This window comes from Dialister sp. UBA1703 (genome assembly GCA_002320515.1).
Taxonomy (GTDB): domain Bacteria; phylum Bacillota; class Negativicutes; order Veillonellales; family Dialisteraceae; genus Dialister.
Genome location: DCJJ01000086.1, coordinates 20,357 through 29,406, shown reverse-complemented (window position 1 = coordinate 29,406; position 9,050 = coordinate 20,357). Strand labels below are relative to the sequence as shown.

The window sequence follows — 9,050 nt, the reverse complement described above, 5'->3', positions numbered from 1 at the left end:
CGTCGACTTATTCCTTGCATTGAATAAAAATTCAAGAATGAAATCCGATAACGATTTAATCAGTGCTTCCCTAGATTGACAGGCTTTTCGGGCCCGATGGTTCTTAAAGTTGACGCGCTCGTGGCGCGAGGGTTGTTGTCCCACCGCCTGCGGAAGCAGGCGGTGGGACAACAACCCTCAGCGGCGGAGCCGCTGTCAAACTTTAGAACCTTAAGAACCTTTGGCCCGTCAGGGCCGTCAACCCCCAGCGCCAAAGACGCTGTCACTTATATCCGTAGGGATGCTCTTTATGCCATTTCCAGGCGGAGGCAATGATTTCTTCGGTGTTGGAATGAACAGGGTGCCATCCCAGTGTTTCCCTGCATTTTTGGGAAGAGGCGATGAGAACGGCTGGGTCGCCGGTGCGGCGGGCCTCCTCCGTCACTTTGAAATCAATGCCGGTTACTTTTTTCGCCGTTTCAATGATTTCCCGTACGCTGAATCCCTTTTCGCTGCCCAAATTGAAGTAGGTGCTGTTTCCGCCGCCCATGAGGTATTTCATGGCCAGCACATGGGCGTCGGCCAGGTCAAGGACATGGATGTAGTCCCGTATGCAGGTGCCGTCGGGGGTGGGGTAGTCGGTGCCGTAAATGGCGATGTGATCCCGTACGCCCTGGGCGGTTTTCAGAATCAGGGGAATCAGGTGGGATTCCGGATTGTGATCTTCGCCGATAGAGCCGTCAAGGGCGGCGCCGGCGGCGTTGAAGTAGCGGAGGGCCACATAGTGAAGTCCGTAGGCGCTGGTGAAATCGCGCATCATGTTTTCAATCACCAGCTTGGTGCGGCCGTATACATTGGTGGGATTGTGGGGAAAATCTTCCTCAATCGGCGTCTTTTCCGGTTCGCCGTAAACGGCGGCGGTGGAGGAGAAGACAATCTTATCCACCCCTGCCTTCTTCATGCCCAGAAGAAGATTGAGGGTGCCTTCCACATTATTGATGTAGTACTTGGCAGGATCCACCATGGATTCGCCTACCAGGGAGTAGGCGGCAAAGTGAATGACCCCTTTAATATCATATTCCTTCAGCGTATCTGCCACGAAATCAATATCGTGGATATCACCTTTAATCAAAGGAACATTTTCCGGCACCGATTCTGCATGGCCGGTGGCCAGGTTATCAAAAACAACGGGCTTGAAATCACCGGATGACAGAAGGGTTCGTACGGTATGAGATCCGATGTATCCGGCGCCGCCGGTAACTAAAATATTCATGGCTAGCCTCCTGTATTGTGAATTAATATAAGTATATCATAAAGAGACGATAGAAGTTAGACGATAGATGGTAGAAAGAAGAGAGCGGCAGGCGATTTTATCAGTGGGCCTGCTGTAAATATGATAAAATGGAAAAAACCGGTGATGGTGAAGAACGGAGGAACAAAATGAAAAAGGTTATTTTTGATGTGGATGGAGTGCTCCTGTCGGAGGAGCGTTATTTTGATGTGTCCGCCCTTACGGTGTGGGAGATTTTATATAGCAAGGATTATATGGGCCTTCCCCTGGAGGGTGAGGATTTTGATGCCCGCCATGTGACCGAGGGGCAGATTGCTTCCTGCCGCAGCCGGGTGTGGGGAAATGACAGCCTGCTGGCCTTCCTGAAGGCCCGGGGTATCAATTCCAACTGGGACATGGTGCACTGCTGGCTCATTACGGCGCTGTGGATTATGGCTAAGACCTATGAAGAGCGTTCCGGCGGGGAGAAAGTGGCCCTTGCTTTTGACAAACCTTCGGATATGAAGGAGGCAGGTCTCCTGCTCATGGGGCTGCCTGTGCCGAAGGCGGAAGACATACTGCGGAAATGGGAAGAAACTCTTCTGGAAGGACTGGAAGGGGAAGATGTGATTACCCATCTGGCCCATGGGATGGCTTCTGATTTCGGCAGCAGCACGGACTGGGCGCTTCTCCGCTCTTCCTTCTGGATCATCCATACGGAAGCCTTCCAGGCCTGGTACCTGGGGGACGATACCTTTATTTCCCTTCTCCATCACGTGCCCTACAGTGGCGGGAAAGAGGGATTCCTTTCCCGGGAAGTGCCTCTGGCACCGGCGGAAGCTATCCGTTCCCTTTTTATCCGTCTTAAGGAAAGGGGCTTTGATATTGCCGTGGCCACCGGCAGGGCCCGGGAGGAAATGGAAATTCCCTTTAAGATTTTCCACTGGTATGAAGAATTTGATCCCCTCTATCTGGCGACTGCCTCCGATGCGGTGGAGGCTTCGGAAATGTTCCACTGCCCTGTGCCCGATAAACCGCAGCCTTTCATTTTCAGCTGCGCCGTTTACGGGCGGAAAAGGGAAAATTATGAAGCCTATCTGAAGGAAGCCATGAAGCCTCTTCCCGATGATGAAATCTATGTGTGCGGCGATTCCTATTCCGATGTGCTGGGAAGCCGCCGGGCGGGAACGAAGTTCATCGGCATTCTCACCGGGCTGGAAGGCAAAGGGGCAGCGCCCATGTTTGAAAGAGAAAATGTGTCTTCTGTAGACCGGATTACGGACATTGAAAAAGTGATTTTTGGCAAATAATCGTACCTGGGCCGGCAGATTTTTACCATATCCCAGCAGGCCGTCTTTTTGCAGTCTGCCGGAAGTCATGGTAGAATATTCATGAGTTCTGCTGTTTTTTCAGGCAGACTGAAGGAGGCATGTATGGCTGTTTTTTTCCCTCATGTGTACGGCCAGGGAAAAGTAAAGAAAGAACTGAAAAGGCTGTATGATGAAAACAGGCTTCCCCATACCATGATTTTTTATGGAGATGAGGGTCTGGGAAAGACCACCGCTGCCTTCGATCTGGCCGGTCTTCTGACAGGCATGGAGGATAAACTGTTCAGAGAGCTGTCCCTCCTTTCGGAAGAGGATAAGAAAAAGATGGCTGTGATTACCCTGGCCGATGACCAGGTGTGGTATCTCCGCCCCCTGGGCATGGAGCTCAAAATCGAACAGTTCCGCACATTTCTGGAGGCCATGGCGTCCTTTGACGAGAAACCTCATGTGTGCATTATCGATGAAGCCCAGACCATGATGGATCCGGTGGCCAATGCCCTTTTGAAGACACTGGAGGAGCCGGAAGGAAATATCCATTTCATCCTTATTACCCACGATTTGGATGCCCTGCTTCCCACCATTATTTCACGGGGAGAAAGGTTTGGATTCCTGCCTCTTGGCATGGAGGATTATTTCTCTTTCCTTCATTCCAGGAAGGAGCTGCATTTTCCGAAGGGGATGGATGAGAAAATCCTCTTTCAGCTTTCTGAAGGTAACCCGGGCATTACGCTGGAAGTGTGCGACGAAGAAGGAAGTGCCCAGCCGGACAGTGCCATGGAGTTCTGGGAAACGGTAACCGAAAGCAGTACGCCCTTCTCTTCACTGAGTACTATGCAGTTCAAGGAACGGAAGGATTTCCTGAAAATGCTTCGCTGGATCCTTCTGGTGGGGAGGGATATCTTTATTCTGTCGGAAACAGGAAACAGGGAGGCTCTGCGCTGTGTTTCCGTGGCGGAGCGGGAGAGCAGGCTTGCTCCCTTCTGGAAAGGATGGAAGGGGGAAGAGGCCCTGATGGCGCTGAAGACGGCAGAAACGGCGGTGGCCAGATATATTAATACGAAAAATATTTGGGATATGATTCTCATTACGTTTGAACATATACAGAAAGGCGAAAAAGAATGGATCAGGTAATCGGTGTCCGTTTTAAGCCGGCAGGTAAAATTTATTATTTTGATTCCAATCATCTGGACATCCATCTGGATGACGGAGTGATAGTGGAAACATCCCGGGGGCTGGAGTATGGCAATGTGGTCATTATGCCGAAAAATCCGGCCATTGACGAGGATGCGCCTTTAAAACCGGCCATCCGCAAGGCTACCATAAAGGATATGGCCCAGCTGGAGCGGAATAAGGAAAGAGAAAAATCAGCTTTTGACATCTGTCTGAAGAAAATTGAAAAATTCAAGGTACCTATGAAGCTTCTCCGGGCGGAATACACTTTTGACAGAAATAAAATCGTCTTCTTCTTCACTTCCGACGGCAGGGTGGATTTCCGGGAGCTGGTCAAGGAACTGGCCTCTGTTTTCCATACCCGCATAGAGCTGAGGCAGGTGGGAGTAAGAGACGAAGCAAAACAGGTTTCGGGCATCGGCTCCTGCGGCAGGCCCCTCTGCTGCGCTACCTTTCTGGGAGATTTTGCGCCGGTATCCATCAAAATGGCAAAGAACCAGGGCCTGTCCCTGAATCCAACCAAGATTTCCGGCGTCTGCGGCAGGCTTATGTGCTGCCTTCGCTATGAAAATGATCAGTACGAAGGGGAAAACAGCAAGAGAAAAAGATGCTGCATGTCCCAGAACCGGGGCCCCAGGTTCCGGGTGGGCATGAAGGTCATTACCGATGAGGGCAGCGGACAGGTGCTCTATGTAAACAGCCAGAAGCATACGGTAAAGATACAGCTGGAAGGACAGAAGACGAAAATTCTGCCCTGGGATGCTGTGGAGCAGGAAGAAAATGACTGATTGGAAATTGAAGGAAGGGGAAAGGCTGGACGATCTGGTGCGGGATGGCATGAAGCTCATCCAGCGGCCGGACCAGTTCTGCTTTTCCATTGATTCGGTGCTGCTGGCCCATTACCCCGCCATCAAAGCAAAGGACAAAATCTGCGACCTGGGCACCGGCACCGGTGTGATTGCCCTCCTCATGTCCGCCTTGGGAGGAAGGGACATTACGGCCCTGGAAGTGAATCCTGTCATGGCGGACCTGGCTGCCAGAAATGTGAAGGGCAACGGGAAAGAATCGGTGATTCATGTAGTTCCCTGTGATTACCGGAAGGTGAATGCATATTTCCCCTCCGGCTCTTTTTCTCTAGTGGTGGTCAATCCGCCCTACAGGGAAGTGGGCAGCGGGAAAATGAGCGAGAATCAGGGCGTGGCCGGCGCCAGCTATGAACTTTACGCCACATTGGAGGAAGTATTTAAAACAAGCCGCTACCTTTTGAAATACGGCGGGCGGCTGGCCATGGTACATAGGGCCGACCGCACGGCGGACCTTATTGCCCTGGGACGGAAATATGGCATGGAACCCAAAAGGATGCGATTTATCTACGCAAGAAAAGGGCATAATGCGGTGCGGGTGCTCCTGGAATGGAAATACGGGGGACATGCGGAAATGGCAGTAGAACCGCCCCTTCTTATTCATAACAGCGACGGAAGCTATACAAAGGAAATTCTTGACATATACGGGAAGGAGAATCCATGAACGAAGTCAAACCGGGTACCCTTTACCTGGTACCTACGCCTATCGGAAATCTGGCGGACATTACGGAAAGAGCGGTGGAAGTGCTGAAGGAGGCAGATATCATTGCTTGCGAAGATACCCGCCATACCCGCATCCTGCTGGATCATCTGGGCATTGCAGGCCATGTGGTGTCCTACCATGAACATAATAAAAAGGAAGCAGGGCCCAAGCTCGTTTCCTGCCTTCAGGAGGGAAAATCGGTGGCCCAGGTCAGCGACGCAGGCATGCCTGTGATTTCCGATCCCGGCGCTGATCTGGTACGGCTTGCCATTGAAGCGGCTGTTCCGGTGGTGCCCCTTCCCGGCCCCAATGCAGCTCTTACGGCGCTTATTGCCTCCGGCCTGGATGCCCGGCAGTTTGCTTTTATCGGTTTCCTTCCCAAAATCACGGCGAAACGGAAAAAGCTGCTTCAGGATATGGGCCATGTGCCGGTGACCCTGATTTTCTACGAAGCGCCTCACCGCATTAAAGAAACCATGGATACCCTCATTAAATTTCTGGGAGACAGGAAAGCAGTCACTGCCAGAGAACTGACCAAGAAATTTGAAACCTTTGAAAGGGGGACCCTTTCCTCCCTGCGTTCTCACATGGACGAAGAAGACCCCCGGGGCGAATATGTAATCCTGGTGGAAGGGTGGAACGAAGCCATGGAAGAGGAAACAGGCGAAGAAACCACATGGCAGGAAGAAGCATTGAAACTGGCCGAAACTCTTCCCCTGAAGGAAGCGGCCCGCCAGGCGGCAGGAAAGTACAACCTGTCCCGGCGGGAAGTGTACCAGTTCCTCCTGAAGAAATAAAGGAACCAGCCTATTTGTATATCTTTTTATATAGAGTTATAATAAACAATATTGCAGACAAAAAGAAATGGACTTTCTTTTTACCAATACAATGCAGGAGGCCTTTTTTATGAGTGAAAAACCAGCGTACTATATTACCACGCCTATTTATTATCCCAGCGCCAAGCTCCATATCGGACATACCTACTGTACGTCCATTGCAGACAGCATGGCCCGTTTCAAAAGACTGGACGGCTATGATGTTTTCTTCCTCACCGGAAGCGATGAACATGGACAGAAAATCGAGCAGAAGGCAGAAGAAGCAGGCGTCACACCGATTCAGTATGTAGACGGCATTGTGGCCCTTTTCAAGCAGCTCTGGAAGGAACTGAATATTTCCAACGATGATTTCATCCGGACTACGGAAGAAAGGCATAAGAAGGTGGTACAGATGCTTTTCCAGCGGGCCTATGACAAGGGAGATATTTACCTTGGCAAGTATGAAGGCTGGTACTGCATTCCCGATGAAACCTTCTGGCCGGAAAACAAGCTCACCCCGGACCATATCTGCCCGGACTGCGGCCGTCCTTTGCAGCGGGTAAGCGAGGATGCCTATTTCTTTAAAATGTCCAAGTATGCAGATCAGTGGATGAAGTATATTGAAGAACATCCTGATTTCATCCAGCCCGAATCCCGCAGAAATGAAATGATCCAGTTCGTCAAGAGCGGACTGGAGGATCTCTGCGTATCCCGTACCAGCTTCACCTGGGGCATTCCCGTTCCTTTTGACCCCAAACATGTGGTGTATGTATGGTTTGACGCCCTGGTGAACTACCTCACTGCCGCCGGCATTGTGGACGACCCTGAAAAATTCAAGAAATTCTGGCCGGCTGATGTCCATCTGGTAGGGAAGGAAATCGTCCGTTTCCATACCATTATCTGGCCCATCATGCTCATGAGCCTTGGCATCGAACTGCCGAAAAAGATTTATGGACATGGCTGGCTCATTGTGGACGGCGAAAAGATGTCCAAGTCTAAGGGCAATGTCATTGATCCCATTCCGCTGCTCCGCGAATTCGGCTCCGATGCCATCCGTTACTATCTCCTGAATGATATCCAGCTGGGACAGGACGGCAACTTCAGCCGTGACCGCCTCATCGCCCGCATTAATTCCGACCTGTCCAACGACCTGGGCAACCTGCTCTACAGAACCCTGTCCATGGTGAACAAGTACAACGGCGGCGTCCTCCATAAGGGCGATGCGTCCTTGGACCCTGTTATTGCCAGGGCTTCCGAAGAAGTGGAAAAACATGGAGCGGAAACACTGGCTGCCTTCAGAAGCGGCATGGATAACTGGAAGATTAATGATGCCCTCAAAGCTGTGTGGACCTATATCCGCTCCCTGAACAAGTACATTGATGTGACCATGCCCTGGGCGCTGGGAAAGGATCCGGCTAAGAAGGATCTGCTGGATGCAGTGCTGTACCATCTCTGTGAAGGTCTTCGTTTCGTATCCCTTCTCTCCGAACCGGTGATTCCGATTGCCGCTGAGAAAATCTGGAACCAGCTGGGCCTTACCGATTTCAAGGATGCCTGCTACAAGGATCTGGTATGGGGCGGCATTCCTGACGGAACCATGACCCATAAGGGCGACCCCATTTTCCCGCGTATTGAAATCGAAGAGGAAGAAGCGCCGAAGGTGGAAAAGAAGGAACAGAAGGCAAAGAAGCAAGTCAAAGAAGAGAAAGAAGAAAAAGAGGCTTCCATTTCCATTGACGACTTTTTTAAGACAGACCTTCGGGTAGCAGAAATTCTGACAGCTGAAAAGGTGAAGAAATCCAAAAAGCTCATTAAGATGACCGTGAGCCTTGGTGACGGCGATGAAAGAACGGTGGTAAGCGGCATTTCCGAATACTACCAGCCGGAAGACCTGATCGGCAAGCACGTCATTTTCGTTTCCAACCTGAAACCTGCCAAGCTCATGGGCATTGAATCCCAGGGTATGGTTCTGGCCGCTTCCAAGGATGGGGAACTGAAGGTTCCCTTCGTGGATATGCCTGCCGGCAGCAAGGTTAAATAATGAAACCCTTCGATACCCATGCCCACCTCTATGACAAAGCCTTTGACAGGGACCGGGATGAAGTCATGGCCCGCACCTTAAAGGCGCTGGACTATGTGGTGATTCCTTCAGAAAACTATGAAACCAGCCTGAAGGCGGTTCGTCTGGCGGAAAGCTATGCACCGGTCTTTGCGGCCGTGGGCATTCATCCCCATGAAACAAAGAACGGAACAGAAGAAATCCTGCAGAAAATCGGAGACCTGGCCGGCTCCTCCAAGGTGAAGGCCATCGGAGAAATCGGGCTTGACTACCATTTCTTCTATTCCGATAAGGAAACCCAGAAAAAATGGTTTGGAAAACAGATAGAACTGGCCAAAGACCTGGACCTGCCCTTCCTTATCCATGACAGGGAAGCTCACGGAGATACGCTGGCCATCCTGAAGGAGCATAAAAGCAGCCGTATGAGAGGCATTATGCACTGCTTTTCCGGCAGCTTTGAAATGGCAATGGAACTGATAAAAATGGGCTTCTATATTTCCTTTGCAGGACCCCTTGCCTTTCCAAACAGCCGCCGCTTGAAGGAAGCGTCCAGGGACATTCCTCTGGAATATCTTCTTATTGAAACGGACAGCCCCTATCTCACGCCTCCTCCCAACAGGGGAAAGCGGAACGAGCCGGCCAATGTCATTTACGTGGCAGAAGAAATTGCCAGGCTGAAGGGGCTTACGGTGGAAAAAGTCATCGAAGAAACAGGAAAAAACGGTATGCATGTGTATGGGATAAAAGAATAAGAAAACCCGACGGCTCTGTCTGTCGGGTTTTTGTTTCCTGTGGGTATGGACAGCAGCAGTGTCAAGCCGGAAAGGGGCACAGACCAAAGGGCATGAAAAAAGGGGCTGTGA

8 protein-coding genes are annotated in these 9,050 nt (G+C 51.1%); 7 read left to right on the top strand and 1 reads right to left on the bottom strand.

Annotation, left to right across the window (positions count from 1 at the left end; genetic code table 11):
* Positions 1-262: 262 nt before the first annotated feature.
* Positions 263-1,252, bottom strand: a complete 990-nt coding sequence (galE, locus tag B2Y11_RS04135) for a UDP-glucose 4-epimerase GalE (RefSeq protein WP_291056567.1) — start codon at positions 1,250-1,252, stop codon at positions 263-265.
* Between the two features lie 167 nt (positions 1,253-1,419).
* Here galE and B2Y11_RS04130 point away from each other — a divergent pair, with 167 nt between their 5' ends.
* The 7 genes from B2Y11_RS04130 (at position 1,420) to B2Y11_RS04100 (ending at position 8,939) form a co-directional block, all read left to right on the top strand.
* Positions 1,420-2,559: an HAD family hydrolase gene (locus B2Y11_RS04130; RefSeq protein ID WP_291056564.1), complete on the top strand. Its 1,140-nt coding sequence runs from the start codon at positions 1,420-1,422 to the stop codon at positions 2,557-2,559.
* Positions 2,560-2,682: 123 nt separating this feature from the next.
* A complete protein-coding gene (locus B2Y11_RS04125) occupies positions 2,683-3,708 on the top strand; it encodes an ATP-binding protein (protein WP_291056561.1) in 1,026 nt (341 codons plus the stop codon).
* Complete coding sequence (locus tag B2Y11_RS04120; RefSeq protein ID WP_291056558.1) at positions 3,696-4,535, top strand: PSP1 domain-containing protein; 840 nt, start codon at positions 3,696-3,698, stop codon at positions 4,533-4,535. The genes B2Y11_RS04125 and B2Y11_RS04120 overlap by 13 nt, the downstream gene beginning before the upstream one ends.
* Positions 4,528-5,274, top strand: a complete 747-nt coding sequence (locus B2Y11_RS04115; RefSeq protein ID WP_291056555.1) for a tRNA1(Val) (adenine(37)-N6)-methyltransferase — start codon at positions 4,528-4,530, stop codon at positions 5,272-5,274. The genes B2Y11_RS04120 and B2Y11_RS04115 overlap by 8 nt, the downstream gene beginning before the upstream one ends.
* On the top strand, positions 5,271-6,110 hold the full coding sequence (rsmI, locus tag B2Y11_RS04110) for a 16S rRNA (cytidine(1402)-2'-O)-methyltransferase (protein WP_291056552.1): 840 nt from the start codon (positions 5,271-5,273) through the stop codon (positions 6,108-6,110). Before B2Y11_RS04115 ends, rsmI begins: the two co-directional genes overlap by 4 nt.
* A 109-nt stretch (positions 6,111-6,219) precedes the next feature.
* The gene (gene metG, locus B2Y11_RS04105; protein ID WP_291056549.1) at positions 6,220-8,169 is read left to right on the top strand and encodes a methionine--tRNA ligase; all 1,950 of its coding nucleotides are present in this window, start codon (positions 6,220-6,222) and stop codon (positions 8,167-8,169) included.
* Entirely contained in the window at positions 8,169-8,939 is a 771-nt protein-coding gene (locus B2Y11_RS04100) for a TatD family hydrolase (RefSeq protein ID WP_291056547.1), read from the top strand. Before metG ends, B2Y11_RS04100 begins: the two co-directional genes overlap by 1 nt.
* The last annotated feature ends 111 nt before the right edge of the window (positions 8,940-9,050 follow it).

Excerpts from the sequence above, each read along its gene's own strand:
- galE (WP_291056567.1), bottom strand. The coding sequence starts at position 1,252 with ATGAATATTTTAGTTACCGGCGGCGCCGGATACATCGGATCTCATACC.
- B2Y11_RS04130 (WP_291056564.1), top strand. The coding sequence starts at position 1,420 with ATGAAAAAGGTTATTTTTGATGTGGATGGAGTGCTCCTGTCGGAGGAG.
- B2Y11_RS04125 (WP_291056561.1), top strand. The coding sequence starts at position 2,683 with ATGGCTGTTTTTTTCCCTCATGTGTACGGCCAGGGAAAAGTAAAGAAA.
- B2Y11_RS04120 (WP_291056558.1), top strand. The coding sequence starts at position 3,696 with ATGGATCAGGTAATCGGTGTCCGTTTTAAGCCGGCAGGTAAAATTTAT.
- B2Y11_RS04115 (WP_291056555.1), top strand. The coding sequence starts at position 4,528 with ATGACTGATTGGAAATTGAAGGAAGGGGAAAGGCTGGACGATCTGGTG.
- rsmI (WP_291056552.1), top strand. The coding sequence starts at position 5,271 with ATGAACGAAGTCAAACCGGGTACCCTTTACCTGGTACCTACGCCTATC.
- metG (WP_291056549.1), top strand. The coding sequence starts at position 6,220 with ATGAGTGAAAAACCAGCGTACTATATTACCACGCCTATTTATTATCCC.
- B2Y11_RS04100 (WP_291056547.1), top strand. The coding sequence starts at position 8,169 with ATGAAACCCTTCGATACCCATGCCCACCTCTATGACAAAGCCTTTGAC.